General features: G+C 74.6%; 24 protein-coding genes and 1 riboswitch. Of the genes, 7 read left to right on the top strand and 17 right to left on the bottom strand.

Going from position 1 to position 25337, the window contains the following annotated elements; genetic code table 11:
• Together G5C65_RS07130 and G5C65_RS07125 are read right to left on the bottom strand one after the other, a co-directional pair.
• Positions 1-851: DUF5931 domain-containing protein (locus tag G5C65_RS07130; RefSeq protein WP_241265609.1), on the bottom strand; the 851-nt coding region annotated here is incomplete at its 3' end.
• 76 nt (positions 852-927) lie between these two features.
• The gene (locus G5C65_RS07125) at positions 928-1722 is read right to left on the bottom strand and encodes a lysophospholipid acyltransferase family protein (RefSeq protein WP_165297775.1); all 795 of its coding nucleotides are present in this window, start codon (positions 1720-1722) and stop codon (positions 928-930) included.
• A gap of 154 nt (positions 1723-1876) precedes the next feature.
• Here G5C65_RS07125 and G5C65_RS07120 point away from each other — a divergent pair, with 154 nt between their 5' ends.
• Both G5C65_RS07120 and G5C65_RS07115 read left to right on the top strand, forming a co-directional pair.
• On the top strand, positions 1877-2653 hold the full coding sequence (locus tag G5C65_RS07120; RefSeq protein WP_165297774.1) for an alpha/beta fold hydrolase: 777 nt from the start codon (positions 1877-1879) through the stop codon (positions 2651-2653).
• Positions 2640-3278, top strand: a complete 639-nt coding sequence (locus G5C65_RS07115; protein WP_165297773.1) for a hypothetical protein — start codon at positions 2640-2642, stop codon at positions 3276-3278. Before G5C65_RS07120 ends, G5C65_RS07115 begins: the two co-directional genes overlap by 14 nt.
• A 113-nt stretch (positions 3279-3391) precedes the next feature.
• Here the strand turns inward: G5C65_RS07115 and G5C65_RS07110 are convergent, their stop codons facing one another.
• The 6 genes from G5C65_RS07110 to G5C65_RS07085 all read right to left on the bottom strand — a co-directional run bounded on the left by G5C65_RS07110 (position 3392) and on the right by G5C65_RS07085 (position 8566).
• A complete protein-coding gene (locus G5C65_RS07110; RefSeq protein WP_338146265.1) occupies positions 3392-4150 on the bottom strand; it encodes an endonuclease/exonuclease/phosphatase family protein in 759 nt (252 codons plus the stop codon).
• Positions 4151-4204: 54 nt separating this feature from the next.
• Entirely contained in the window at positions 4205-5146 is a 942-nt protein-coding gene (locus G5C65_RS07105) for an ROK family glucokinase (protein ID WP_165297772.1), read from the bottom strand.
• Positions 5147-5322: 176 nt separating this feature from the next.
• On the bottom strand, positions 5323-5802 hold the full coding sequence (locus tag G5C65_RS07100) for a DUF5304 domain-containing protein (protein ID WP_165297771.1): 480 nt from the start codon (positions 5800-5802) through the stop codon (positions 5323-5325).
• A 36-nt stretch (positions 5803-5838) separates the two neighbouring features.
• The gene (locus tag G5C65_RS07095; protein WP_165297780.1) at positions 5839-7074 is read right to left on the bottom strand and encodes an ArsA family ATPase; all 1236 of its coding nucleotides are present in this window, start codon (positions 7072-7074) and stop codon (positions 5839-5841) included.
• Between the two features lie 113 nt (positions 7075-7187).
• Positions 7188-7685 carry an SRPBCC family protein gene (locus G5C65_RS07090; RefSeq protein WP_165297779.1) on the bottom strand — a complete coding sequence of 166 codons (498 nt, stop codon included), beginning with the start codon at positions 7683-7685 and terminating at the stop codon, positions 7188-7190.
• Positions 7686-7795: 110 nt separating this feature from the next.
• Positions 7796-8566 carry a metallophosphoesterase family protein gene (locus G5C65_RS07085; protein ID WP_165297770.1) on the bottom strand — a complete coding sequence of 257 codons (771 nt, stop codon included), beginning with the start codon at positions 8564-8566 and terminating at the stop codon, positions 7796-7798.
• 236 nt (positions 8567-8802) lie between these two features.
• Between G5C65_RS07085 and G5C65_RS07080 the strand changes: the two genes are divergently transcribed.
• A complete protein-coding gene (locus G5C65_RS07080) occupies positions 8803-10611 on the top strand; it encodes an AMP-dependent synthetase/ligase (RefSeq protein WP_165297769.1) in 1809 nt (602 codons plus the stop codon).
• A 59-nt stretch (positions 10612-10670) separates the two neighbouring features.
• On the opposite strand, the gene G5C65_RS07075 is transcribed toward G5C65_RS07080, so the two are convergent.
• Positions 10671-11819, bottom strand: a complete 1149-nt coding sequence (locus G5C65_RS07075) for a glycosyltransferase family 4 protein (RefSeq protein ID WP_165297768.1) — start codon at positions 11817-11819, stop codon at positions 10671-10673.
• Between the two features lie 64 nt (positions 11820-11883).
• Between G5C65_RS07075 and G5C65_RS07070 the strand changes: the two genes are divergently transcribed.
• Positions 11884-13296 (top strand): glycosyltransferase family 87 protein, encoded by a 1413-nt coding sequence (locus G5C65_RS07070; RefSeq protein WP_165297767.1) that lies wholly within the window; start codon positions 11884-11886, stop codon positions 13294-13296.
• Here the strand turns inward: G5C65_RS07070 and G5C65_RS40080 are convergent.
• The 5 genes from G5C65_RS40080 to G5C65_RS07045 all read right to left on the bottom strand — a co-directional run bounded on the left by G5C65_RS40080 (position 13250) and on the right by G5C65_RS07045 (position 18867).
• A complete protein-coding gene (locus G5C65_RS40080; protein ID WP_165297766.1) occupies positions 13250-14503 on the bottom strand; it encodes a hypothetical protein in 1254 nt (417 codons plus the stop codon). The genes G5C65_RS07070 and G5C65_RS40080 overlap by 47 nt on opposite strands.
• A gap of 34 nt (positions 14504-14537) precedes the next feature.
• On the bottom strand, positions 14538-15599 hold the full coding sequence (locus tag G5C65_RS07060; RefSeq protein WP_338146264.1) for an NlpC/P60 family protein: 1062 nt from the start codon (positions 15597-15599) through the stop codon (positions 14538-14540).
• 265 nt (positions 15600-15864) lie between these two features.
• Positions 15865-16947 (bottom strand): NlpC/P60 family protein, encoded by a 1083-nt coding sequence (locus G5C65_RS07055; protein ID WP_165297765.1) that lies wholly within the window; start codon positions 16945-16947, stop codon positions 15865-15867.
• 239 nt (positions 16948-17186) lie between these two features.
• A complete protein-coding gene (locus G5C65_RS07050) occupies positions 17187-18608 on the bottom strand; it encodes an NYN domain-containing protein (protein WP_420903287.1) in 1422 nt (473 codons plus the stop codon).
• A gap of 19 nt (positions 18609-18627) precedes the next feature.
• Entirely contained in the window at positions 18628-18867 is a 240-nt protein-coding gene (locus tag G5C65_RS07045; RefSeq protein WP_165297764.1) for a hypothetical protein, read from the bottom strand.
• A gap of 146 nt (positions 18868-19013) precedes the next feature.
• On the opposite strand from G5C65_RS07045, the gene G5C65_RS07040 reads away from it, so the two are divergent.
• Positions 19014-19742, top strand: a complete 729-nt coding sequence (locus tag G5C65_RS07040; protein ID WP_165297763.1) for a rhomboid family intramembrane serine protease — start codon at positions 19014-19016, stop codon at positions 19740-19742.
• Positions 19739-20020, top strand: coding sequence for an Lrp/AsnC ligand binding domain-containing protein (locus G5C65_RS07035; RefSeq protein WP_165297762.1), 282 nt, complete (start codon positions 19739-19741; stop codon positions 20018-20020). Before G5C65_RS07040 ends, G5C65_RS07035 begins: the two co-directional genes overlap by 4 nt.
• 111 nt (positions 20021-20131) lie before the next feature.
• Here G5C65_RS07035 and G5C65_RS07030 read toward each other — a convergent pair whose 3' ends face one another.
• The 3 genes from G5C65_RS07030 to xylA all read right to left on the bottom strand — a co-directional run bounded on the left by G5C65_RS07030 (position 20132) and on the right by xylA (position 24385).
• Entirely contained in the window at positions 20132-21490 is a 1359-nt protein-coding gene (locus G5C65_RS07030) for an aminotransferase class V-fold PLP-dependent enzyme (protein WP_165297761.1), read from the bottom strand.
• Between the two features lie 120 nt (positions 21491-21610).
• A riboswitch (SAM riboswitch) is annotated at positions 21611-21730 on the bottom strand.
• A 73-nt stretch (positions 21731-21803) separates the two neighbouring features.
• Complete coding sequence (gene xylB, locus G5C65_RS07025) at positions 21804-23210, bottom strand: xylulokinase (RefSeq protein ID WP_338146263.1); 1407 nt, start codon at positions 23208-23210, stop codon at positions 21804-21806.
• Positions 23207-24385, bottom strand: a complete 1179-nt coding sequence (gene xylA, locus G5C65_RS07020; protein WP_165297760.1) for a xylose isomerase — start codon at positions 24383-24385, stop codon at positions 23207-23209. Before xylA ends, xylB begins: the two co-directional genes overlap by 4 nt.
• A gap of 67 nt (positions 24386-24452) precedes the next feature.
• Between xylA and G5C65_RS07015 the strand changes: the two genes are divergently transcribed.
• The coding region (locus tag G5C65_RS07015; protein WP_165297759.1) for an ROK family transcriptional regulator at positions 24453-25337 on the top strand (885 nt) is incomplete at its 3' end.

The following is a 25337-nucleotide window of genomic DNA, read 5'->3' as shown; positions in this document are numbered from 1 at the left end:
GCGTCTCCCGCGTCTCCTGCATCCGCTCCGTCCCCCGCGTCCCGCGCCGCACCGCTGTCACCGGCGGGGCCGCCCGCCGGGCCGCCCGCTGAGGGGTCCGCGCGCCCGTCCGCTCCCGGCGGCGCGGCCCGCCGCTCCGCTCCCGGTGCGCGCCGCGGCACGACCCCCTCGGAGACGAGCGTACGCAGCGCCACCTCCTGCTCCCCCGCCAGCCGCCCCAGCTCGGCGGCCTCGCCGCCCAGCACCGTCCCCCGGCGCTGCACCATCGCCAGCACCTGCAGGACGCTGTCATGGATGTCGCGCGCCAGCCGCTCCCGCTCCCGGGTGGCGGCCTCGATCTGGAGCGCGCGGGCGAGGGTCCGCTCGCTGTCCCGGGCCACCTCCACCACGTAGCCGATGGCGACGCTGGCGACGCAGACCAGCAGCGCGTTGTGGAGGGTCGGCCGGGTGATGGCGCCCCGCTCGACGACGTTCGCGATCCCGACCAGCAGCGAGGCCCCCGCCGCCCAGCGCCAGCCGGCCTTGAGGGCGAACGCGAGCACCGGCCCGGCGACCCAGATGGACGGCAGCGTGGGGCCCACCCGGCCATGCGTGTCGATCAGCGGCGACATCAGGATGCCGACGAGCGCGAAGCTGATGTCGGCGACGAGGAACGGGCGGGTGCAGCGCCGGGCGCCGGAGACGTTGCGCAGGGTGAGCAGCGTCCAGACGGTCAGCGCCGCCAGATAGATCCCGCCGGGCACGGGGTGCGAGTAGTCCTCGGCCTCCCAGCCGAAGACGGCCAGGGCGTAGGCGAGCGTGAGCAGCCGGTAACCGGTCAGTGCGTGCCACAGCGGCTGCTCCACCGACATCTTCCTGGCGCTCTTCGTGCCCTGTGCGGCCACTGCTCCCGTCCCCTGTGTGCTGCTCCGGGACCCGGTCCCGGGACTACGCTGCCCGTCTGCCGCCCTCCGGCGCGTCCTCCGCCGACTGCTCTGCCGCCTGCTCCGCAGGCTGCTCTGCCCGCTCCGCCCGCTCCTGCTGCTTCCTGGCCTTCTCCGCGTCGGCGAGCTGCCGCTTGGCGGCGGTCGCGTAGATGTCCACGTACTCCTGGCCGGAGAGCTTGAGGATCGCGTACATCACCTCGTCGGTGACCGCGCGCTGGATGAACCGGTCGTTGTCCATGCCCTGGTAGCGGCTGAAGTCCAGCGGCTCCCCGATCCGGATGCCGGGGCGCATCAGCTTGGGCACGACCTTGCCGGGCGGCTGGATCTTCTCGGTGTCGATCATCGCCACGGGGATCACCGGCGCCCCCGAGCGCAGCGCGAGCCGGGCCAGGCCGCCGGGTTTGCCGCGGTAGAGGCGGCCGTCCGGCGAGCGGGTGCCCTCCGGGTAGATCCCGAACAGCTCGCCGCGCTCCAGCACCTCCATCCCGCTCCTGATCGCGGCCTCCCCCGCGCCCCGCACTCCGGAGCGGTCCACCGGCAGCTGCCCCACGCCCTTGAAGAACGCGGCCGTCATCCGGCCCTTCAGGCCCGGCGAGGTGAAGTACTCCGCCTTGGCGATGAAGGTGACCTTGCGGTCGAGCACCGCGGGGAGGAAGAAGGAGTCGGAGAAGGAGAGATGGTTGCTGGCCAGGATCGCGGGCCCCTCGGCCGGTACGTTCTCCAGCCCCTCGACCCAGGGGCGGAACGTGAGCTTCAGGGCGCTGCCCACCGAGACCTTCATCGCGCCGTAGAACAACCGGACCTCCTGTGTCTGACGCCCTGAACCCTATCTCGCCCGTCCCGGGACCACTCGGCGGCGCTGTCCGCCGCCCCGCGGCGCGCGTAAGGTGGCAGCACTCCGCACCGCAGTCCCGTCCTCAACCGACGCCTGACGCCTCAGGAGGCCCGCCGTGCCCCCCACCCTCCCCGGAGCCGAGCCACTGCGCCGAGACGGATCGTCCGAGGTGGGCGTGGTGCTCTGCCACGGGTTCACGGGCAGCCCGCAGTCGCTGCGCCCCTGGGCAGAGCACCTCGCCGACCGCGGGCTGACCGTCTCGCTGCCGCTGCTGCCGGGGCACGGCACGCGCTGGGAGGACCTGGAGACGACCGGCTGGGAGGACTGGTACGCGACCGCGGAACGGGAGCTGCGGCTGCTCTCGGAGCGGTGTGCGCAGGTGTTCGTCTGCGGTCTGTCGATGGGCGGCACCCTCGCGCTGCGCCTCGCGGCCCGGCACTCCACCGCCGTCAGCGGTGTCGCGGTGGTGAACCCGGCCGCGAGCTTCCCCCGGCTGCAGGGGTTCGCGCTGCCCGCCGTGCGCTTTCTGGTGCGCTCGGTGAAGGGGATCACCAGCGACATCGCCAAGGCGGGGGTCGCGGAGACCGGCTACGACCGGGTGCCGACGCGGGCCGCGCTGCAGATGCGGAATTTCACCCGGGTCGTACGCGCTGAACTTCCACAGGTGACCCAGCCGTTGCTGCTGCTGCACAGCAGGACGGACCATGTGGTGCCGCCCAGTGACTCGGCACTGGTGCTCAGCAGGGTCTCGTCCACCGATGTGACCGAGACCGTGCTGGAGCGCAGCCTGCATGTGGCCACACTGGACCATGACGCGGAGAGTGTCTTCGCGGACTCGTACGGATTCATCACCCGGCTGACGGCGAAGAGGGCGGCAAGTGACGGAGCGTGACCCCGGCGCGGAGCGCGGCGGCGACGAGGGCGAGGGCGAGGCTCGCGAGGCGCGCCGCGAACCCACGCTGCCCCCGGACGAGGAGGCGGCCTGGGCCGAGATCGTCGCGGCGTACGGCGACGCTCCGGAGCCGCCCGGGTCCGCCGAGCCGGACGGCGACACCCTGACCAAGCCCCGGGACGCGGACCCCGGCTCCGAGCCCGAGTCGTCCGGGCCCGAGCCCGAGCCCGGCTCCGGCTCCGAGTCCGGTTCCGGGTCCGGAGGCGCCGAGGGCGATCCTCCCGTGCGCAGCTTCACGGTGTACGCGGCGGGGACGGGCCCGCGCGACTGGACGCCGCCCCCGGAGGAGGTGAGCGGGGGCGAGGAGGACGAGGGCCACTTCGTGCCGCCCGAGCCGCCGCCGCTGCCGCAGACCGACACGACCACCAAGTTCGCCTGGGTCGCGGTGCTGGGCGGCCCGCTGCTGCTGATCGGCTCGATCCTCTTCCAGGTCGAGATGGTGTGGTGGATCGTCACGCTGGGCGTGGGCGGATTTCTGGGCGGGTTCGGCACGCTGGTCGTGCGGATGCGGACCGACGACGACGAGGACGGCTGGGACGACCCGGGCCGGGGCGCCGTCGTCTGAGCCGTGTCGTGTGCTGCGGGCCCTGCCGGGCAGGGGCAGCCCCTTGCGGCTTCGTTGCTGGGTGCGGGTTCTCTGCGGTTGTGCGGGGAGCAGCCCCGACCCGCGGGACACCCCTAGGCCGGCGGGATCCGGAGGGCGGAGAGTACGGGGAGGTGGTCCGTCGCGGCCCGCAGGTCCTGTGCGGTCACTCCGGCCAGACCGCGGGGCACCCCGCATCCCAGCACCTCGACGCCGCGGGTCGCGAAGACCGCGTCGATCCGCTGATGCGGACGCCCCGGCTCCGAGGTGTACTCCGCACCCCACGGCGCCGTCGCCCAGCCGTCCTGCAGCTCCGCGGCCAGCCGCTGGAAGGTGCGGCCCTTGGGCCGCTCGTTGACGTCGCCCGCGGCCACCGCGTACGGGCCGAGGCCGCGCAGCCGGCTCAGCAGCGCGCCGCCCTGCTCGTACCGCTCGGCGTCCCGCAGGCTGAGGTGGAAGCTCAGCACGCCCAGCCGCGCCGACTCGCCGAACCGCAGCTCGGCGGTGGCCAGGCCGCGCTGGTGCAGCCCCGGGGTGCGCGGCAGCAGCACGTCCGCTGTCCGCTCCACATACGGGCGCAGGGAGGCGAGGACCATCGGGCCGCTCGCGGTGGCTCCGCCCGTGACGTACTGCAGGCCGGTCGCCATGGCCAGCCGTGACGCGTACTTGCGCCAGCGGAAGAACCGCGGGGCCTCCTGGACGCAGACAACATCGGGAGCGCATGCCCGGATCACCCGGGCGAGCGCCGCCGTGTCGTCCCGCATGGAACGGATGTTGTAGCTCAGCAGCCGGACGACGGCGGAGCCGTCGTCCTCGGTGCGCGACGGCGGCAGATCGGCTGGTGGCGTGGTCACGTGCGCTCCTCTTCGGTCCCCGCGTCCTCTCCCCGGCCCGCTCCGGCGCCGCGCTCAGCCCTGCCGGGCCAGGTCGGCGACGCCCACCATCCCCGCCCTGTTGCCGAGTTGGGCCGCGAGCACCTCGGCGTGCGGGCGCCAGCGGCTGCCGACCAGCCAGCGGCGGTAGGACTTGCGGATCGGGTCGAGCACCAGCTCGCCCTCGTCGGAGACGCCGCCGCCGACGATGAAGGCGCCCGGGTCGAAGAGGGAGGCGAGGTCGGCGAGTCCGGCGCCCGCCCAGCGGGCCAGCTCGCGGAACGAGTCGATGGCGACCGGGTCGCCCTGCCGGGCCGCCTGGCTGATGTGCTTGCCCCTGATGCCCTCGGTGGTGCCGTCGCCCAGGCCGAGCAGCACGGCGGCGTTCTCCGGGGTGGCGGAGGCGCGCTGCTGGGCGTAGCGGAGCAGCGCGCGGCCCGAGGCGTACTGCTCCCAGCAGCCCTGGTTGCCGCAGCCGCACAGCAGGCCGTCCGGCACCATCCGGATGTGCCCGAACTCGGCGGCGACGCCGAAGCGTCCGCGGTGCAGCCTGCCGCCGATGATCACGCCGCCGCCCAGGCCGGTGCCGATGGTGATGCAGACGACCTCGCCGTGGCCGGTGCCCACGCCGAACTTGTACTCGCCCCAGGCGGCGGCGTTGGCGTCGTTCTCGATGACGACGGGCAGGTCGATGCGCTGCTCGACCTTGTCCTTGAGCGCCTCGTGCCGCCAGCTGAGGTTCGGGGTGAACAGCACCGTGGCGCGCTTGTCGTCCACGTAACCCGGCGCTCCGATGCCGACGGCGTCCACCTCGTACGCCTTGCTGGCCTGCCGGACGGCGTCCCCGATCGCGTCGATGACGGCCTCGGGGGTGGGCGGCGTCGGCACCGTGCTCGTTTCGAGGATGGTGCCTTCCTCGTCGACAACGCCTGCCGCGATCTTGGTGCCACCGATGTCGACGCCGATTGTGAGTCCCATGTATCCCTCGGTTTTCCGGTCTGACCCCGCCGCGGACCACGGTACCGGAGGGCCGTGGCGCGCCGACGGATCATTCCGGCCGGGCCCGCCCCGTTCAAGGCCGCGCCCCTCGCGGCCACGGCACTAGGGGGTGTTTCGAAAGCCCCGTGCGGCGCATGGGGCTTTCGAAACACCCCCTAGTCCGCTTCGTCCCGCGGGTCCTTCGGGTCGACCGGGTCGTCCAACTCGATACGGTCCAGCTCCGCTTCCGGGCCGTCGTCGTCCCGCTCCACCGTCCAGCGGCGCTCCGAGTCCTGGACGGCCGCGCGGTACGCGGCGAGCAGCTCGTTGCCCGCGGCGGCGAGGTGGTCGAAGATCTGCGGGTTGCGGGCCACGACGGGCTCCACCGCCGCCCTGGCCTGCTCGATGAACTGCTGGGCCACCCCCTGGGCGGCCCCGGACGCCGCGGCGCCGCCCAGCGGCTTGCCGAACTCGGCGACCTTCCCGGCCACCGTGTCGGCCAGCTTGCGCAGCTCCTCAGCGGCGCTGACCGGCGGCGGTCCGTAGCGCTCGCGGCGGCGTGCCTGCTCGGCCTTCAGGTCCTCCTCGCAGGCGGTCGCCCAGGCATCGGCGTCCGGCTGCGGCCGTACGGTCTGGCGCTCGGTGTCGTCGCTCATGGCGGGCTCCTCGCACAAATCCTGGGGACTCCGACGTTACCCGATCGGCCGGGGCCACAGCTGGGGGTCCGGTGTGAAACGCACCCGGAGTTCGCCGCCGTCCAGCGCGGCGCCCGAGACCCGGCAGCGGCGCAGCGCGGACGGCAGCGCGAGCACCCGCCGGTACGCGCCGACGCCGACGATGAGTTCGTCTCCGCGCCGCACCAGCTCCAGCTCCTCCCGCCGGGCGCCCGGCACCGGCAGCCGCCACACCAGATGGCCGTCCGCGGCCAGCCGGTCCTCCACCCGGCCCTGCCGCGCCCCCTCCTGCGGGCCCGCGGTCCCGGCGGTGGCGCGCGCCGCAGCGGCCAGCCCGGCGAGGTCCTCCGGGCCGCGCGGGTCCCGCCCGAGGTGCGGCAGTTCGCACAGCGGTATGTCCTCGGCCTCGCAGGTGGCGCGGAGGTCCTTGAGCGCGTCCTGCTGCTGCCCGGCGAGCGCGGCGAGCCAGGGGTCGGGGGAGCCGGTGGGCAGCAGCCGGTTGGCGACCACGGCCTCCAGCGCCAGCCCGTGCAGCCGCAGCCCGGCGCGGGCCGTGCGCAGCGCCTCGGCGGCGAGCGGGCCCGGCTCGGTCACCAGCCGTACGGCGGTGCGCGGGGACTCCACGATCCGCTGGAGGTCCGCGAGTTCGCGCTCCCAGCGGGCCGTGGTGTCATACAGCCACTGGCCCGGCACCGGGGCCCCGGCGAGCTGCGCGAGCACCGGGCGCAGCGCCCGCGCCGCCTGCCGCTCGGGCGGAACGAGGCGGCGCAGATAGCGCCGGGACTGCTCGGGCAGCAGCAGCGCGTTCAACCCGTGCGGGGTGGGCGGCAGGTCGACCACGACGGTGTCCCAGGGGACGCGCTCCGCGCCTGCCGTCTCCCGCGCACCGTCCGCGCCGTCCACACCGTCCGCGCCGTCCGCCGCGTGGCGGAGGGCCCGCAGCAGCGCTACGGCCTCGGCGCCGGGCAGCTCGGTCAGCTCCTCGTCGTCGAGCGGGGCGGCGCCCAGCAGGTCGAGTACGGTCTGGCCGCGCCGCTGGAGCGCGGCGGCCTGGGCGCGGAACTCGCCGCCCGCGTCGACCCGCCGCAGCGCGACCCCGGGCTCCGGGCCCAGCAGCGTGCCGAGCAGCGCCGCGGGCTCGGCGCTGACCAGCAGCGTCCGGTGGCCCTGGGCCGCGGCGGCGCAGGCGGTGGCCGCCGCGATCGTGGTCCGCCCGGATCCGCCGCTTCCGGTGACGAGGACGATCTGCGGCAGCTCTTCGCCTTCCGGGCCCCGGGAGCTCCCGGCGCCCTCGGAGTCCTCGGAGCTCGCGGCGCCCTCGGAGCCCGCGGCGCTCTCCGGGTCCTCCGGCCGCTCCGTGTGCGCGCTCAGCTGTCGCCTCCGCTCTCGGTGCCGCCCGCGGACGCACCGGACTCCACGCGCTGCTTCAGTCCGTCCAGCGCGCGGTCGATGATCACCTTCTCGGCCTTGCGCTTGATCATCCCCAGCAGCGGGATCTTGACGTCGACGGTCAGCTGGTAGGTGACCTCCGTGCTGCTGCCGTCCCCGAGCGGTGCGAGCCGGTAGGCGCCGTCCAGGGAGCGCAGCATCTGGGACTTCACGAGCGACCAGCGCACCTCGTCCACCTCGCCGCCGGAGCCGGGGCCGGTGATCCACTCGTAGGCGAGGGTGTGCTCGTCCTTGATCGCACCGGCGTCCAGCACCAGGCGGACCTGCTCGGCATGGCCCTGGCCGTCCTGGCCGAGCACCTCCGCCTCCTTCACCTCGCCCGCCCACTCCGGGTAGTGGGGGAAGTCGGCGATCACCTCCAGCACGGCGCCGGGCGCCGCGTCGATGGTGATGCTAGAGCTGGTGTGTTCCGCCATCGCGATGGCCCTCCGAATGTGCCTGTGGTGTGCCCAGATGCTGCCCAGATGCCCCGGCGCCCTGCCGTCGAAGGCTACCGCGCGCCCGCCGGTCCGGATCAGCGCGGTGGTCACCACTCCAGCACCCAGGGTGTCCCTGTGGCGTTGAAGTGTCCGACGTTCACGCACTCCGTGGCGCCGATCCGCATGCGCCGCACCAGCGGCTGGTGGACGTGCCCGAACAGGTGGTAGCGCGGGCGCAGCGCGTGCACGGCCTCCAGCAGCGCGGAGCTGCCCCGCTCGAAGCGGCGCGCGACGGTGTCGTAGCACAGCTCGGGCACCTCCGGCGGGATGTGCGAGCAGAGCACGTCGACGTCCCCGCGCTCCCCGAGGGCGGCGATCTTCCCGGCGTAGGTCTCGTCGTCGATCTCGAAGGGGGTGCGCATCGCGGTGGTCAGCCCGCCCCCGACGAAGCCGAAGCGCCAGCCGCCGATCTCGGCCGTACGGCCGTCCAGCACGGTGGTGCCGGGGCCCGCGTACTCCGGCCACAGCGGGGGCATGTCGACGTTGCCGTAGGTGGCGTACGTCGGGGTGGGGAACGCGGCGAACAGCTCCGCGTACTGCTTGCGGACCGCCTCCTCGGTGGCCGCCTGGCGGTCGACCCCGGCCCACAGCCGCCGGGACAGCTCGCGGGCCTCGGCGAAGCGGCGGGCGGTGCGCAGCTCGACGATGCGGGTGGCGTTCTCCCGGCCGAAGAGCTCGGGGAAGATGCCGCGCGAGTGGTCGCGGTAGTCGAGGAAGAGGATGAGGTCGCCCAGGCACACGAGCGCGTCGGCGCCGTCGCCGGCCCGCGCGAGATCCCTGCTGTTGCCGTGTACGTCGCTGACCACGTGGACTCGCATGACTTCAGCGTACGGTCGCGCACGGCCGCCCCCGCACGGGGCGTACGCTGCCGGAAGCGGGCCCGCCGCGTGTGACGCACGAGACATCTGGAGGCTTCCCCTATCCCGCGCGCTATACCGGTGGGTAACGTCCGGGCCGTCAATCCCCAAGATCCGAACCCCCCGCGTTTCTTGGACCGAGCCGATGGAGGCCGCCCCCGACGGCCCCTGTCCGGCGCCGACGAGGAGCAGCAGTCTTGCGCGAGTTCAGCCTTCCGGCCCTCTACGAAGTGCCCGCAGACGGCAGTCTGACCGACCTCATCCGCCGCAACGCGGCGCGGCACCCGGATGTGCCGGTTCTGGGGCGCAAGCGCGGCGGGCGCTGGGAGGACGTGACAGCGGCGGAGTTCCTCGACGAGGTGCGGGCCGCGGCGAAGGGCCTGATCGCGGCGGGGGTGCAGCCGGGCGACCGGGTCGGCCTGCTGTCCCGCACCCGCTACGAGTGGACGCTGCTGGACTTCGCGGTGTGGAGCGCGGGCGCGGTCACCGTCCCGGTGTACGAGACCAGCTCGCCGGAGCAGATCTCCTGGATCCTCGGCGACTCCGGCGCGGTCGTCTGCGTCACGGAGACCCAGGCGCACGCCGAGGCCGTGGCGTCCGTGCGCGACCGGCTGCCGCAGCTGCGGCAGGTGTGGCGGATCGAGCCGTCGGCGGACGACCCGGGCGCGGTCGCCCGGCTCGCTGCGGACGGCGCGGGCGTGTCCGACGCGACGGTGGAGGAGCGGGAGTCGGCCGCGAACGCCGACTCGCCCGCCACCCTCGTCTACACCTCCGGCACCACCGGGCGCCCCAAGGGCTGCGTGCTCACCCACCGCAGCTTCTTCGCCGAGTGCGGCAACGTCGTCGAGCGGCTGGGGCCGCTGTTCCGCACGGGCGAGAGCTCCGTCCTGCTCTTCCTGCCCGTCGCACACGTCCTCGGGCGGCTGGTGCAGATCGCCGCGGTGATGGCGCCGATCAAGCTCGGGCACCTCTCCGACGTCAAGACCCTCACCACCGAGCTGGCGGCCTTCCGGCCCACCCTGGTGCTGGGGGTGCCGCGGGTCTTCGAGAAGGTCTACAACGCGGCGCGCGCCCAGGCCGTCGCCGACGGCAAGGGCCGGATCTTCGACCGCGCCGCCGCCGTCGCCCGCGCCTACAGCCGCGCGCTGGACGAGCCGGGCGGGCCGTCGCTCGGGCTGCGGATCCAGCACCGGCTCTTCGACCGGCTGGTGTACCGCAAGCTGCGGGCCGCACTCGGCGGCCGCACCACGCACGCCATCTGCGGCGGCGCCCCGCTGGGCGAGCGGCTGGGCCACTTCTTCCGGGGCGTCGGCTTCACCGTGCTGGAGGGCTACGGGCTGACCGAGTCGTGCGCGGCCACCGCGTTCAACCCGTATGACCGGCCGAAGATCGGCACCGTCGGCCAGCCGCTGCCCGGCTCGGTGATCCGGATCGCCGACGACGACGAGGTGCTGCTGCACGGCGAACACCTCTTCACCGGCTACTGGAACAACCCGCAGGGCACCGAGGAGGTGTTCGCCGACGGCTGGTTCCACACCGGCGACCTCGGCGCCCTCGACGCCGACGGCTATCTGACCATCACCGGGCGGAAGAAGGAGATCCTGGTGACGGCCGGCGGCAAGAACGTCGCCCCCGCCGTCATCGAGGACCGGATCCGCGCCCACGCGCTGGTCGCCGAGTGCATGGTCGTCGGCGACGGCCGCCCGTTCGTGGGCGCGCTGCTGACGGTGGACGAGGAGTTCCTGCCGCGCTGGGCGAAGGAGCACGGCAAGCAGGAGCTGTCGCAGGACGCGCTGCTCGCGGACGCGGAGCTGCTGGCCGAGCTGCAGCACGCCGTGGACGACGGCAACGCCGCGGTGTCCCAGGCCGAGTCCGTACGCAAGTTCCGCGTCCTCAGGCAGCAGCTCACGGAGGAGTCCGGCCATGTCACGCCGTCCCTGAAGCTGAAGCGGAGCGCGGTGGCGAAGGACTTCGCGGACGAGATCGAGGCGATCTACGCCCCGTAGCCCCTCCCCCGGCGGGGGAGCCGCGCCGCGTCAGGCCAGGGGCGCCCTTGTCGCCGGGGTCACGGCTCCAGCAGTTCCCGCAGCTCCCCCGCCAGCAGGTCCCAGCGCCACCGCTCCTCCACCCAGGCCCGGCCGCGCGCGCCCATGCGGGCGCGCAGCTCCGGGTCGCGCAGCAGCTCGATCACGCGGTCGGCCGACTCCCGTGGCCGTCCGCCCCGTACGATCCACCCCGTCTCGCCGTCCAGCACGGCGTCCGGCGCCCCGCCCGAGTCGCCCGCGACGACCGGCAGGCCGGTCGCGGACGCCTCCAGATAGACGATGCCGAGCCCCTCCACGTCGAGCCCGGCTCGGCGGGTGCGGCAGGGCATGGCGAAGACGTCGCCCGCGCCGTAGTGCGCGGGCAGCTCCTCCCAGGGAACGGGCCCGGTGAAGCGCACCGCGTCCGTCAGGCCGCGGTCGGCGGCCATCCGCTCCAGGTCCGCGCGGTAGGGCCCGCCGCCCACGATCAGCAGCACCGCCTCCGGCACGGCGGACAGCACGCGCGGCATCGCCTGGATGAGGGTGTCCTGCCCCTTGCGGGGGACCAGCCGGGAGACGCACACCACGACCGGGCGGTCGCTGAGGCCGAGCCGGGCGCGGACCGCGTCGCCGCCCGAGCCGGGGTGGAAGGTCTTCTCGTCGACGCCGGGCGGCAGCCGCACCATGCGCCCGGCGGCCCGCGGGGTGAGCGCGCGGGCGATCCGGGTCCGGGTGTACTCGCCGAGGTAGGTGAGGGTGTCGGTGCCCTCGCCGATCCGGCGCAGCAGCGCGCGGGCGCCGGGGAGCTGGGCCCAGCCCGCCTCGTGCCCGTGGGTGGTCGCCACCAGCCGCCGGGCGCCCGCCCGGCGCAGCGCGGGCGCCATCAGCCCGAGCGGTGCCGCGGCCCCGAACCAGACGGAGCGGCAGCCGTGTTCGCGCAGCAGCCGCACCGCGCGCCGGGTGACCCGGGGGGTGGGCAGCAGCATCGTCGTACGGTCCCGGACGACCCGGAACGGCTGCTCCGCGTCGAACCGGGCCGTGGCCTCCGCGCCCTCGCGCCCGCGCTTCCAGGTGGAGGCGTAGACGACCACCTCGTCCGGGTCCAGCCGCAGCGCCATGCTGTGCAGGAACGCCTGGATGCCGCCGGGGCGCGGCGGGAAGTCGTTGGTGACGATGAGGGTCTTGTGCATCGCCGCAGACAGTAGCCGACGGGGCGGCCCCGGTCCGGGCACGGGTCGCTGGCATGATGGGCACATGACGAGATCCGGCGCCGGGACCCTGGCGGCCCTGGCTGCCTGGGCCGCCACCCGGACCGCGCTGCTGCTGTGTGTGCTCCAGGTCTTCACCCTGCCGGGGCTGGACGTGACCACCGACGTCGAGGTGATCTACCACGGCTGGTTCACGACGCTGCGCGACGGCTCGTTCCCCGTGGACGACGTGACCTGGCAGTACCCGCCCGCCGCCGCGCTCGCCATCCTCTCCCCCGCCGCGCTCACCGCGGTGAGCGCGCTGAGCTACGCCACCGCGTTCTATGTGCTGGCCTGCGCGGCGGACGCGGCCGTCCTCGGGCTGCTGCTGTACGCCCGCCGCCGTCCGGACAGCCGGCGGGCCGGCGCCTGGGTCTGGATCGCGGGCGTCCCGCTGCTGGGCCCCACGGCGTACGCGCGCTACGACGTGATGGTCGCCGCCGTCGCCGTCGCCGCGCTGCTGGCGGCCGTGCGGCACCCGCGCTGGGCGGGCGCGCTGGCCGGGTTCGGGGCGCTGCTGAAGGTGTGGCCCGCGCTGCTGCTGGCGGGGCTGGCCCGGGGCCGGGCCACGCGCGCGGGGTGGGCCTCGGCCGCCGCCGTCGCCGCCGTGCTGACGGCCGGGTTCGCGGTGGCGATGCCGGGGGCGCTGGACTTTCTGACGGCCCAGCAGGAACGGGGCACCGAGGTGGAGTCGCTGGGCGGGCTGGTGCTGCATGTGGCGCGGCACTTCGGCTGGGAGGGGGAGGTGCGGCTGCACTACGGCTCGATGGAGTTCCTCGGGCCGGGGGTGGAGCTGGTGAGCGCCGCCGCGCTGGTGCTGACGGTGCTCGGGTTCGGCTGGCTGCTGCTGTGGCGGGTGTGCGCGGTGGAGTGGACGCCGAGCACGCCGGCGGACGCGGCGTTCGCCGCCGTGCTGCTGTTCACCACGACCAGCCGGGTGCTCAGCCCGCAGTACATGGTCTGGCTGGTCGCGCTGGCGGCGGTCTGCCTGTCGCTGCGGGCGAGCCGCCAGGGGCTCCCGGCGGTCCTGGTGCTGGCCGCGACGGCGCTGACGGTGCTGGAGTTCCCCGTCTGGTTCGGGCATGTGGTGGCCAGCGACGGCGCGGGCATCGCGCTGCTCGCGGGGCGCAACGGGCTGCTTGTCGCCGCCTGCGTGGTCGCCTGCGCCCGGCTGTGGCAGGACACGGTGTCGCGGCCCCGGCGCTCCGCGCCCGGCAACCGCAGCACAGCGGCACCGGCCAACGCCGACTCCAACAGGGGCGCGGGGAGCGGCGCGCCCAGCCTCCCCCAAGCGCTCGGCTTCGCTCGAGCAGGGGGTACCCCCACCTGCCCGCGGACGCCCACGGCGAGCCGGGGCAACCCGTGGGGCGCCCTCACTCCGCCAGCCGCTCCCGCACATATGTACGCCACAGCCCCGTGAACTCCTTCTCGCCCACCCCGAGTTCGGCGCGCAGGGCGCGGTCCGCGCCTTTGGTGTCGGTGCCGCTCCTGCCCACCCGCTCGTAGAGCGAGACGAGCCGCCGCTCGCCCCAGCGTTCGGCGATCATCCGGCAGGCCAGCCAGCCGCCCTGGTAGGCGCGGGCGAGCTGATCGGCGTCGCTGCCGAAGCGGAAGTCCCGGTCGGTGGGCAGGGCGCGGGGCGGGCCGGTCTCCCGCACCTCGCGCGCCAGCTCCGGCGCGATGGCCGCCGCGCCCCGCCGGCCCAGCGGGGAGGAGCGGTACGCCACCCAGTCCGCGAGGCCCTCGGAGAGCCACATGGGGGTCGCCGAGGTGGTCTGGCGGCGGGTGGCGACATGGGTGGCCTCGTGGGTCGTGACGATCTGCCGCCCTTCCGCGCTGAGCACGCCGTAGGCGCGGGGGTTGACGACGATGCGGTCGGCCGGCGCGTCACGCCGGCCGGGCCCCCCGGCCTCCCCGGTGGTGACGGCCGCGATGCCCTCGTACGTCCCGGCGGCGGAGGCGGGCTCGCCGAGCAGCCGGGCGAGGTCCGGCACCGAGGCGGGCGCCTCCACCACCAGGGTGCGCTGCCAGTCGCGGGGCCAGGCGCCGCTGACGGCGGGGACGGCGCGGTCGGCGGTGCGGGCGAGGGCGCGCAGCGTCCGGCGGCTGCGGCCGACCCCCAGCACCAGGCTGCGCTCGCCGCGTACGACGGTCAGCTCGCCCTGCTCCCACAGCTGCCGCTCGCTGTCCGCCGCCTCGCCGCTGACCCGCCACCGGCCCGCAGCGCGGACCAGCTCCAGCTTCTCCACGGCGGTGCTGGCGGCCCGGTCGTGGCCCTTGAGGCGGTAGCGCAGCCGCGCCTCGGCGGTGCCGCCCGTGCCGTCCCCGGCGTCGGGGGTGACCCGGGTGACCCGGTAGGACCACTCGGCGAGCGGCAGCTTGCGCAGATTGCGGAAGGTGCGGCGGAACGGGCCGGGGGAGGTGACCGTGGCGAGATAGGCCCGCTCGTTCCCGTTCCGCACGGCGGCGGCCTGCCGGTCGAGGAGCCGCTGCACCGCGGCGCGGTCCGCGCGGGTGCCGTCGCCGCTGTCCCCGCCCGCGGCGTCGCAGGAGCCGACGAGCGCGAGGACGAGGGCCGCGCTCACCACACCGCCCGCCGTCCGCCCGGTACGCCTGCGACCCGCCACGCCCCGATCGTACGGGGAGCGCCGCGCGGGCGTCTCAGGGCCGGGTCACCGCGGAGACCGGCATCATGCCGACCGGGTCGTACCGCACCTGGGCGCCGGGGTAGGGCGCGTGCACCACCTGGCCGTTGCCCGTGTAGATGCCCACGTGGCTGGCGTCGTCGCGATAGGTCACCAGGTCACCGGGCTGGGCCTGGGACAGCGGCACCTGCTGCCCCGCCGTGCGCTGGCCCTGCGAGGTGCGCGGGATGGAGGTGCCCGCCTGGCCGTACGCCCACTGGGTGAGCCCGGAGCAGTCGAACGCGCTGGGCCCGGCGGCACCCCACGAGTACGGCCTGCCGACCACCGACTTGGCGGCGGCGACGGCGGCGGCCGCGCGCCCGGAGGCGGCGGAGGAGCCGGTGTCGGAGGAGCCGCCCGCCTCGCCGTCGGCGCCCTGCCCGCCGCCCTGGGGGGCCTTGTCGCGGTCCCCGCCGCGCGCCGCGCGCTCGCGCTCGGCGCGCTCCTTGGGGGTGAGCTGGTTGAGCAGCCGCTGGGCCGCGCCGAGCTTCCGCTGCACGGTCCGCTTCTGGCCCTTCAGCTTCCGGGTGTGCCGCTCCAGCCCTGCGAGCTTCTCGGCGGCCTGCTCGCGTTGCTGCTTCAGGTCGCGCTGCGCGCTCTGCAGCCGGCGCAGCTCAAGCAGCTGCCGGGAGCTGATCCGGTCCAGGGTGGCGGCCTTGTCGAGGTAGCCGTCCGGATCCTCGGTGAGCATGAGCTGCACGGTCGGGTCGATGCCGCCCGAGCGGTACTGCGCGCCCGCCAGCGCGGACAGCGCGTCGCGCATCCGGTTGACCTTGCCCTGCCCGCGTGCGACGCGGTCCTGGACCTGCTCGACCTGCTCGCGCAGCTTGCCGGTGCGCTCGGCTGTCGCGTTGTACTTCTCGGTGGCGCCCTCGGCCTGCTCGAAGAGCTTGTCCACGCGGGTGTTGACGTCGGCGACGCCGGCTTTCGAGGGGCGCTCGGGGTCGTCGGCCGGGGCCGCGCCCGCGCTGGGCGCGAGCGCGGCGGCGGCGCCCGCCGCCGCCGACAGCACGGTGATCCGGGTGGGCCAGCCCTTCACTGGGCGTGAGGTACGTCGAGGGGACCGGTGCGATGCCACTGGAGCACGCGCTCCTTCCGCTAGGCGAACTGCGCCCGCAGAATGTAGCCGCGCCGTTACGGAGCGCCAAGCACCGTCTCTCGCAAGCAAATCCGAGTACGCCCGGACCGGGCCGCGACCACGCAGGTCACGACGGGATCACCGGGGTCGCCCCAACTCGCCGGGATTCACCCGGAGGAAGGACGTTTACCTATCGTCACACCGCTGACCCGCCGACGCCGACCCGTCAGCCGACCCGGGCCCCGAACATGAACGGCATGTTGTTGATCGACTCGAAGCGGACGCTGGCCCCGGGCTTGGGGGCGTGCAGAATCTGGCCGCCGCCCGCGTAGAGACCCACGTGGTGCAGGTCGTTGTAGAAGAAGACCAGGTCACCGACCTGGAGCTGGCCCTGGCTGGATATCCGGGTGCCCGCGTTGGCCTGGGCCTGAGAGGTGCGCGGCAGCGAGACGCCCGCCTGCTTGTACGCCCACGAGGTCAGGCCCGAGCAGTCGAAGGAGCTGGGCCCGGTGGCGCCCCACACATACGGGCTGCCGACCTTGCCCTTGGCGGCGGCGAACGCGGATCCCGCGCGGCCCGAACCGGCCTTGCCGCTCGGCGCGTCCGACGACGCGTCGCCGGCGGACTGCTGCTGCTTGGAGCTGTCGGCCTTCTCCGCCTTCTTCGCGGCCTCCTGGGCCTCCTTGCGCTGCTTCGCCTCCAGCCGCTCGCGCTCCTTCGCGGTGAGGGAGTTGAGCAGCGAGCGCGCCTTGGAGAGCTTGCCCTGGATGGCCTTCTTCTTCGTGCCGAGTTCCTTGCGGGTCTCGGAGAGGTCCTTGAGCTTGTCCCCGGCCTCCTGGCGCTGCTGCGCGAGGGCGCGCTGCTTGGCCTGGATCTTCTTGAGCGCCTCGGCCTGCTTGCCGCTCAACTGGTCCATGGCCGAGGCCCGGTCGAGGTAGTTGTCCGGGCTGGAGGAGAGGAAGAGCTGCACGGAGGGGTCGATGCCGCCGGTGCGGTACTGCGCGGTGGCCATCGAACCGAGGCCGTTGCGCATCTTGTTGAGCTGCGCCTGGCCGCGGGCCACGCTGCTCTGCAGGTTCTCGACCTGCTTCTGCAGCTTCTCCTGCTTCTCCTTGGCGCCGTTGTACTTCTCGGTGGCGCCCTCGGCGTCCTCGTAGAGCTTGTCGACCTTCTCCTTGACGTCCTTCTTGGACGGCTGGGGCTCAGCGTGCGCCGCCTGCGCGGTGAGGGCGACGGCGGCCGCCGCGGTCAGAGTGAAGGCTCCGACGCGAGCGCGGCCCGGTTGCTTGGGTCGACGGTGGGACGCCACTGGGGCGAGCTCCTTCTTCCTCAGCCGTCCAGCCGGTCGGTCAACTCCGGCGCTTTCGGACGGGCCTTCACGGTCACCCCGGATGGGTGAGCAACCGCGCGAAGGTTCGGGCCAGACACTAGCCACGCGTGACTGACGGGATCAAATCCCTCTGCGAAAAAGGCACTCACAAGCGGAATCTTTTACCCGCGCCACACGCGCCGCATCCGTTCGGTCACCCGCTGTCGCCGATCAGGACGCTACGTTCGGGCCAGCCGGTTCAGAAGAAGGACAGAGGCCACCGGACGGGCCCCGGCGGCGGCGCACCCGTCGGCGACCTCGCGGTCCGAGGAGACCACCACCACCGGCCGCCCCGGCGGCTCGGCCCGCACCAGCCGGCGGATCAACTCATCCGCCGTCTGGCCCGGTTTGGAGAACAGCACCCGCACCCCGCGGGGCGGCGCCAGCAGCACCGGCGCGGCCAGCTCGGCCCCGTCGAAGACGCAGGTGACCTCCGCGCCGGACTGGGCCGCCAGCACCGCGAGGCCGCCGAGCAGCCGCAGCCGCTGCTTCTCCAGCGGCAGCGCGGGATAGCCCGTCTTGGTCACGTTGTAGCCGTCGACGACGAGATGGGCCCGGGGCAGCGCCAGCAGCTGGTCCAGCAGCGCCGGGTCGGTCTCCGAAAGCGCCCTGGCGGCCACGTCCTTGGGGGAGATCTGCCCGGGTTCGACCGCCTCGACCGTATCCGCCGGGTGCACGGACGCCGGGGGCAGCGCCAGCTCCCGGCGCAGCCCCTGGGCCGCGTCCAGCACCGTGTCCAGCAGCAGCCGCACCCGCATATCCGCGACGCTGCGCCCCTCCCGGGCCGCGCGCCGCCCGGCCTCCAGCGCGGACTCGGCCTCGGCGAGCCGGGACTTGAGGCGCCGCACCTCGCTGTCGGCCGCCGCCTTGTCCGAGCCGGCGGCGGCGCGCATGGACTCCAGCTCGGCGCGCACCTTCCGCACCTCCGCCTCGCCGCGCCGCACATCGCTCTGGGCGCTGCGCAGCTTGCGCTGCGCCGACTCCAGCTCCTTGCGCACCGCGTCCAGTTCGGCCCGCGAGCGCTCCGCGTCCTCGCGCGCGGCGCTCCGCGCTTCGGCCAGCTCCGTGCGGAGCCGGGCCAGCTCCCGCTGCGCCTCCTCGTCCGCGCGCTCGGCCTGGGCGCGCTGGGCCTCCTCGCCCGCCGCCGCGACCAGCTTGGACCAGCCGGCGGGGCGCAGCACGTACGCCAGCGCTCCGACGTCGACCGGGTCGGCGGCGGGCGGCGGGCTGCCGTTCTCCAGCGCTTCGGCCAGCTCGGGAAACCGGTCGCGCAGCCGTCCGGCGATGCGCTGCCGGAACACCGCGTCGCTCTCCAGCGCCGCGGCCATCGCGTTGCCGCCGAACTTGGCCCGGCGCTGCGGGGTGAAGCGGGCGTACTGCCGCAGCGGCGCCGGCAGCTCGGCCACGGTCAGCCCGCCGAGCGCCTCGCCGGTGAACGCCACCACCCGGCGGCGCACCTTCTCGGGCAGCGGACGGTCCAGGGCCTCGGGCTCCGGGTGCGCCCCGGCCTCCGGCTCAGCGGGGCCGGACGGAGGGCCGCCCGCGCCGTCGGAGCCGCCGGGCGCCCCGGGGTCCGGCCCGTCGCCCGTCCGTTCCACCACCGGTCACACCTGCCGTTCCTCAGACCTGTGCGCCCGGCCGGTCCACGAGCTCGACCTTGTCCACGGCGTCACACCAGCGGCAGCGCACTGATTCGATGCTCTCACTGAGCACCTCCCGCTCCTCCACCTGCGACTCCCCCGCGAGGTCCAGATGGACGTACTCCACCGCTCTGCTGGACCGGGTCACGTCGAAGCGGGTGAGGTTGCCGCAGAGCGTGCAGCGCCAGCGGGTCTGATCGGTCGGCGTGGGGACCGGCATCGTCTCATCCTCGTTCCTGGGGAGTGGGGACCGCTGGACGTCAAGGGGCGTGCGGGACCCCGGGGACATCCCCCTCACCCTACGGCCTGCGCCCCGCCGCGTGTGTCGGGACGTACCCGCCGTGGCCGAGCCGTCATCATCCGCGCATGGACGGCACCGACCGCGCGCCCGGGGTCCGCGGCCCCGTGCGGGCGCGCCCCGTGATGACCTATCTCCTCATCGGCTCCTGCTGCCTGATCTTCCTGATCGGTCCCGCCTCCGGCTTCACCTCCTCCTACGGCACGGGAGAGGAGCTGCGCGCGGCCCAGGCCGAATACTTCCGGCGCTGGGGCGTGGTGCCGCGCACGCTGCTCAGCGGAGCCGCCGAGCCGCTGCTCACCCCGCTCACCGCGCTCTTCCTGCACGGGAACTGGCTGCATCTGCTCGGCAACCTGCTCTTCCTGTACGTGTTCGGCGGCATGGTCGAGCAGCGGCTGGGGCCCTCGCGCTTCGCGCTGAGCTATCTGTGCGTCGGCTACCTGGCCATGCTCTGCTACGCGGCCTCGCACCCGGACTCGCCGGAGACCCTGGTCGGGGCCTCGGGGGCGATCTCCGGGGTGCTCGGCGCGTTCCTCTACCTCTTTCCGCGCACCCGCGTCACCAGCGTCTTCCCCTTCCTCTTCTTCCTCCCGCTGCGCTTTCCCGCCTGGTCGGTGCTGCTGTTCTGGCTCACCCTCCAGTGGCTGGCCGTCCGGGAGGACGACGACGGGCCGGGGGTGGCGTATCTGGCGCACGTCGTGGGCTTCACGCTGGGCTTCCTCTACGCGTGGATCCGGTTCCGCCGGGCTAGAGTGACCGGGCCAGCCCCGCCGCCGGAGGGAGAGATCCGACCGTGATCACCTCGATCGTGCTCATCAGGACCAGCACCGACCGCATCCCCGAGATCGCCGAGCAGATCGCCGCGCTGGAGGGGGTCAGCGAGGTCTACTCGGTCACGGGCGCGCACGATCTGATCGCGATGGTGCGGGTGGCCCGGCACGACGACCTGGCGGACGTCATCCCGGGCCGGATCAGCAAGGTGCCGGGGGTGGAGTCGACGGAGACGCACATCGCGTTCCGTACGTACTCGCAGCACGACCTGGAGACGGCCTTCAGTATCGGCCTCGACTCCTAGGGCCGCCCGGCGGATCTTGCTGGGCCGGGGCTGCCCCTTGCGGCTTCGTTGCAGGGTGCGGGTGCGTGCGTGGCTGAGCGCGCAGTTCCCCGGGCCCCTTCGGGGCGCGGCCTACCCTCTCTCGCCGCGTCGGGCGAGGGCCTGGACCGCTGTCACGAGTCGGTCCACATGCTCGTCCGGGGTGCCCGCGCCGAAGCTCACCCGGACCGCGTCGAGCGCCCCCTCGCGCGGCGCGTCCTGCGGGGCGCCGCACTCGCCGGACGCGTCGGCGTCCGCGCCCAGCAGCACCCGCAGCAGCGGGTGGGCGCAGAACAGCCCGTCCCGCACCCCGATTCCGTAGCTGTCGGCGAGCGCGGCGGCGAGCCGCGAGCTGTCCCACCCCTCCACCACGAACGAGAGCACCCCCACCCGGTCGGCGTCCGCGCCGAACAGGGAGAGCACCCGGGCCTGCGGGACCTCGGCGAGCCCGGCGCGCAGCCGCGCCAGCAGCCGCTCCTCGCGCGCGGCCAGCCGCGCGAAGCCCGCCTCGCTCAGGGCCCGGCACGCGGCGGCGAGCGCGTAGGCGCCGATGACGTTCGGGGAGCCCGCCTCGTGCCGGGCCGTGCCGGTGTGCCACTCGACGTCCACTCCCCCGTCCGGGCGCCGCACGACCCGGCGGCTCGCGCCGCCGCCCGCGAGGTACGGCTCGGCCCCGGTCAGCCAGTCGGCCCGCCCGGCGAGCACCCCGGCGCCGAACGGCGCGTACAGCTTGTGCCCGGAGAGCGCCACCCAGTCCGCGTCCAGCTCCCGCAGGTCCACGGGCCGGTGCGGGGCGAGTTGGGCGGCGTCCAGCACCAGACGGGCGCCGTGCCGGTGCGCGGCGCGGGCCAGCTCGCGCACCGGCCAGATCTCGCCGGTGACGTTGGAGGCGCCGGTGACGCACACCAGCTTGGGGCCGCGCGGCGCGGCGTGCAGGGCCGACTCCAGCGTGGCGACCGCCTGTTGGGGGGTACGGGGCGCGTCCAGGTACGTCACCTCGTGCCCGCGCCAGGGCAGCAGCGACGCATGGTGCTCGGTCTCGAACACGAACACCCGGGTGCCGCGCGGCAGGACGGACGCGAGGAGGTTGAGGGAGTCGGTGGTGGCGCGGGTGAACACCACCTGGTCCCCCTCCCGGCAGCCGAGGAACTCGGCGACCGCGGCCCGGCTCTGCTCGAACAGCTCGGTGGAGAGCTGCGAGAGGTGCCCGGCGCCGCGGTGCACGCTGCCGTAGTACGGCGCGTAGGCGGCGACGTCGTCCCAGACCCGCTGGAGCGCGGGGGCGCTGGCGGCGTAGTCGAGCGCGGCGTACGTCACCTCTCCGCCGGTGGCGAGCGGCACCCGGACGTCGCGGCCGAGCACGGGCAGCGGCCCGTCGCCGCCGGTACAGGACACGGGATCGGAGGCGGACGTACGGTGGGAAATCGGCGCAAAAGAGGTGGAAAACGGCATGACAGGGCTCCGCGAGGTGACGTGAGAGAAGAGGGTGACGTGCCGGAAGGGGCCAACGGCCCTAGCGCATTCGCTGGCTCACGGAGAACTCCCTCGAAGACCAGGACCCCTGGCGCGAGGGATCCGCGCTTGCCGCGGGACCTTGCTGTCCTGCGACCTGGTCATCACCCGGGGCACCCCGCCACGGACGGAGGGTTGCCGGACAGCGGGCCGGGGCCTTGATCGCTGTCACTCGTGACCTGGGAGGGAGTATGCCACACAAAACTATCGGAGAACCATGGGCCCCGAGGGGGCGCCATGGTTCCCCGCGCTCCTACCGCTGGTCGACGACGAGTTCGCGGGCCCCGGCGTACCGTTCGCGGACCTCGGGCGTCGGCGCCGACGCATAGCTCCGGGTGCCCTGCGCGGCGGGCCACTCCGGCGGCTCCTGCCCGCCCGCCAGCACCCAGGCCGCCTGCCGCGCCGCGCCGTCCGCCACGTACTCGCCGGGCGGCGGCACCACCACCGGCCGCCCGAGCACGGCGGGCGCGATCCGGCGTACGGCCTCGCTGCGGGCGCCGCCGCCGACCAGCACCACCCGGTGGCACTCCACGCCCAGCGCGACCATCGCGTCCAGCCCGTCCGCGAGCCCGCACAGCAGCCCCTCCACGGCGGCGCGGGCGAGGTGGGCCGGGGTGGAGGTGGCGAGGGTGAGCCCGTGCAGCGCTCCGGTGGCCTCCGGGCGGGCGGGGGTGCGCTCGCCCTCCAGATACGGCACGAGCACGAGCCCGTCAGCGCCCGGCGGCGCGGAGAGCGCCAGCTCGGACAGCTCGTCGAGGCCGACGCCGAGCAGCCGGGCCGCCGCCTCCAGCACCCGGGCGGCGTTCAGCGTGGCCACCAGCGGCAGGAAGCCGCCCGCCGCGTCCGCGAACCCGGCGACGGTGCCGGTGGGGTCGGCGGTGGGCCGGTCGGTCACCGCGAAGACCGTGCCGGAGGTGCCGATGGACACGACGACGTCCCCGGTGCGGGCGCCGACGCCGAGCGCCGCGGCGGCGTTGTCCCCGGCGCCGGGCCCGAGCAGGGTGTCGCCGCCCGCCACCCGCCCGACGGCCTCGCCGGGTGCGGCGACGCGCGGCAGCACCGCGTCGTGCCCGAGCGCACGCGTCAGCAGGTCGCGCCGGTAGCCGCCCTCGGCGGGCGACCAGTAGCCGGTGCCGCTGGCGTCGCTGCGGTCGGTGGCCAGCGCCTCCAGCCCCTCCGCACCGCCCAGGCACCAGGTCAGCCAGTCGTGCGGGAGCGCGACGGCGGCGGTGCGCGCCGCGTTGCCGGGCTCGTGCGCGGCGAGCCAGCGCAGCTTGCTGACGGTGAACGAGGCGACGGGCACCAGCCCGACGGCAGCGGCCCAGCGCTCGGCGCCCAGCTCCTCGGTGAGCTCGCGCGCCGCGTCCCCGGACCGGTTGTCGTTCCAGAGCAGCGCGGGCCGTACGACCTCGCCCTCCCCGTCCAGGCACACCATCCCGTGCTGCTGGCCGCCGACCGAGACGGCCGCGACGTCCGCGAGCCCGCCCGCCTCCTCCAGCGCGGTGCCGAGCGCGCTCAGCCAGTGCGCAGGGGCGACCTCGGTGCCGTCCGGATGGGATGCCTTGCCCTCGCGGACGAGGGCGCCGTCGGCGGCGTCCCGTACGACGACCTTGCAGGACTGGGTGGAGGAGTCGACCCCCGCGACCAGCCGCCGCTTCACCGCGCGCCCGTCAGGTGTTCGAGTGCGAGCTGCGAGAGCCGGACGAAGCCGCCGCCGCGGGCCGCCGCCGCGTCCACGTCGAACTCCTCGAACGCGCCGGGGTCGGCGGCGAGCCGGGCCGGGGTCTCGCCGGGCTCCAGGGTGGGCACGGCCAGCTGGTCCACGCGCGCGGCGCGCAGCGCCTCGCGCACCTCGGGGTCGGCGCGGTAGGCGCGGGCCCGCTCCCGCAGAATCAGATAGCTGCGCATATTGGCCTCGGCGGAGGCCCACACCCCGTCGGCGTCCTCGGTGCGCAGCGGCTTGTAGTCGAAGTGGCGGGGGCCCTCGTAGCCGCCGTGCTCCAGGAGGTCCACCGTGAAGAAGGCGGAGAGCAGGTCACCGTGGCCGAAGACGAAGTCCTGGTCGTAGCGGGGGCCGCGCTGGCCGTTGAGGTCGAGGTGGAAGAGCTTGCCGGACCACAGCGCCTGCCCGATGCCGTGCACGTAGTTGAGCCCGGCCATCTGCTCGTGGCCCACCTCGGGGTTGACGCCGACCATCTCGTGGTGCTGGAGGCGGGAGATGAAGGCGAGGGCGTGGCCGATGGTGGGCAGCAGGATGTCGCCGCGCGGCTCGTTGGGCTTCGGTTCGAGGGCGAGCCGCAGGTCGTAGCCCTGGTCGAGGACGTACTGGGCCAGGGTGTCGACACCCTCGGCGTAGCGGTCGAGCGCGGCGGGTACGTCGATTCCCGCGTCGGTCTCCGCACCCTCCCGGCCGCCCCACAGGACGTACGTCCGGGCGCCGAGCTCGGCGGCGAGGTCCATGTTCCGCATCACCTTGCGGAGGGCGTAGCGGCGGATGTCGCGGTCGGCGCTGGTGAGGGCGCCGCCCTTGAAGACAGGGTGGGTGAAGAGGTTGGTGGTGGCCATGGGGACGACGAGCCCGGTCTCGTCCAGGGCCTCGCGGAACCGCGCGATATGGCCTTCGCGCTCGGCGCCGTCGGCGCCGAAGGGGATCAGGTCGTCGTCGTGGAAGGTCACGCCCCAGGCGCCGAGCCCGGCGAGCCGGTGCACGGCCTCCACCGGGTCGAGCCGGGGCCTGGTGGCCTCCCCGAACGGGTCGACGGCGCGCCATCCGACCGTCCACAGACCGAAACTGAACCTGTCCTCGGGCTGGGGAGTGAGGGGCTGAGCAGCCATGAGCGCTCCCGATGTTTTAGTTTGACGGTTGGACTAAAACAGTGGATCACCTCGTGGTCCTCCGTCAATGGGAACTGTCAACGGGAGCGGCAAGGTGTCAGGACCGGTCAGCCAGAACGACGTACGGCGCCACAACGCGGCGCTCGTCCTGGGCACGATCGCGGACGCGCCCGGCGTCTCCCGCGCTGACATCGCGGCGCGCACCGGGCTGGCGAAGGCGACGGTGTCCATGCTGGTGGACCGGCTGCGCGCGGCCGGCCTGGCGACGGAGACGGGCCGCCGCCCCGTGGCGGGCCGGGGCCGCCCGGCGACGGCCCTCACCCTCTCGGACTCCGGCCCCTACGGCCTGGGCCTGGAGATCGGGGTGGACTACCTGGCCGTCTGCCGGGTCGACCTGACCGGCCGGGTACGCGCCTACCACGAGCACCCGGCCGACAACCGCGCCGGCTCCCCCTCCGAGGTCCTGGGCCGCGCGGCGGACCTGGCCCGCGTGGAGCGGACGGAGGCGGAGGCGGCGGGCACCGCGCTGTGCGGGGTGGGCGTCGCGGTGCCGGGCCTGGTGGAGACGGCGACGGGGATCCTCCGGCTGGCCCCGAACCTGGGCTGGCAGGACGTGGACACGGGCGCCGCGTTCGCCGCCCGCTTCCGGGCGCCCTTCCCGCTCCCGGTCTCCTTCGCGAACGAGGCGGACCTGGCGGCCTGCGCCGAGCTGTGGAGCGGCGAGCACATGGACCTGCGGAACTTCGTCTACGTCTCGGGCGAGGTCGGCATCGGCGCGGGCTTCGTGGTGAACGGCCGGCTGTTCGGCGGCGCGCACGGCTTCACCGGGGAGATCGGCCATATGTGCGTGGACCCGGGGCCTCAGGGCGCGCGCTGCCGCTGCGGGGCGCGGGGGTGCCTGGAGACCGCGGCCGGGCGCGAGGCGATCCTGCGCGGCGCGGGGCTGCGGGAG

This window comes from Streptomyces boncukensis (genome assembly GCF_011045075.1).
GTDB lineage: Bacteria > Actinomycetota > Actinomycetes > Streptomycetales > Streptomycetaceae > Streptomyces > Streptomyces boncukensis.
Note: the sequence above shows the minus strand (reverse complement) of the source record. Positions and strands in the feature narration are given on the sequence as shown.

What these genes read in the sequence shown, in the direction of transcription:
- G5C65_RS07105 (WP_165297772.1), bottom strand. Translation starts at nt 5,146, where the DNA reads ATGGGACTCACAATCGGCGTCGACATCGGTGGCACCAAGATCGCGGCA.
- G5C65_RS07085 (WP_165297770.1), bottom strand. Translation starts at nt 8,566, where the DNA reads ATGCGAGTCCACGTGGTCAGCGACGTACACGGCAACAGCAGGGATCTC.
- G5C65_RS07045 (WP_165297764.1), bottom strand. Translation starts at nt 18,867, where the DNA reads ATGCCGGTCCCCACGCCGACCGATCAGACCCGCTGGCGCTGCACGCTC.
- G5C65_RS07040 (WP_165297763.1), top strand. Translation starts at nt 19,014, where the DNA reads ATGGACGGCACCGACCGCGCGCCCGGGGTCCGCGGCCCCGTGCGGGCG.
- G5C65_RS07100 (WP_165297771.1), bottom strand. Translation starts at nt 5,802, where the DNA reads ATGAGCGACGACACCGAGCGCCAGACCGTACGGCCGCAGCCGGACGCC.
- G5C65_RS07075 (WP_165297768.1), bottom strand. Translation starts at nt 11,819, where the DNA reads ATGCACAAGACCCTCATCGTCACCAACGACTTCCCGCCGCGCCCCGGC.
- G5C65_RS07030 (WP_165297761.1), bottom strand. Translation starts at nt 21,490, where the DNA reads ATGCCGTTTTCCACCTCTTTTGCGCCGATTTCCCACCGTACGTCCGCC.
- xylA (WP_165297760.1), bottom strand. Translation starts at nt 24,385, where the DNA reads ATGGCTGCTCAGCCCCTCACTCCCCAGCCCGAGGACAGGTTCAGTTTC.
- G5C65_RS07090 (WP_165297779.1), bottom strand. Translation starts at nt 7,685, where the DNA reads ATGGCGGAACACACCAGCTCTAGCATCACCATCGACGCGGCGCCCGGC.
- G5C65_RS07070 (WP_165297767.1), top strand. Translation starts at nt 11,884, where the DNA reads ATGACGAGATCCGGCGCCGGGACCCTGGCGGCCCTGGCTGCCTGGGCC.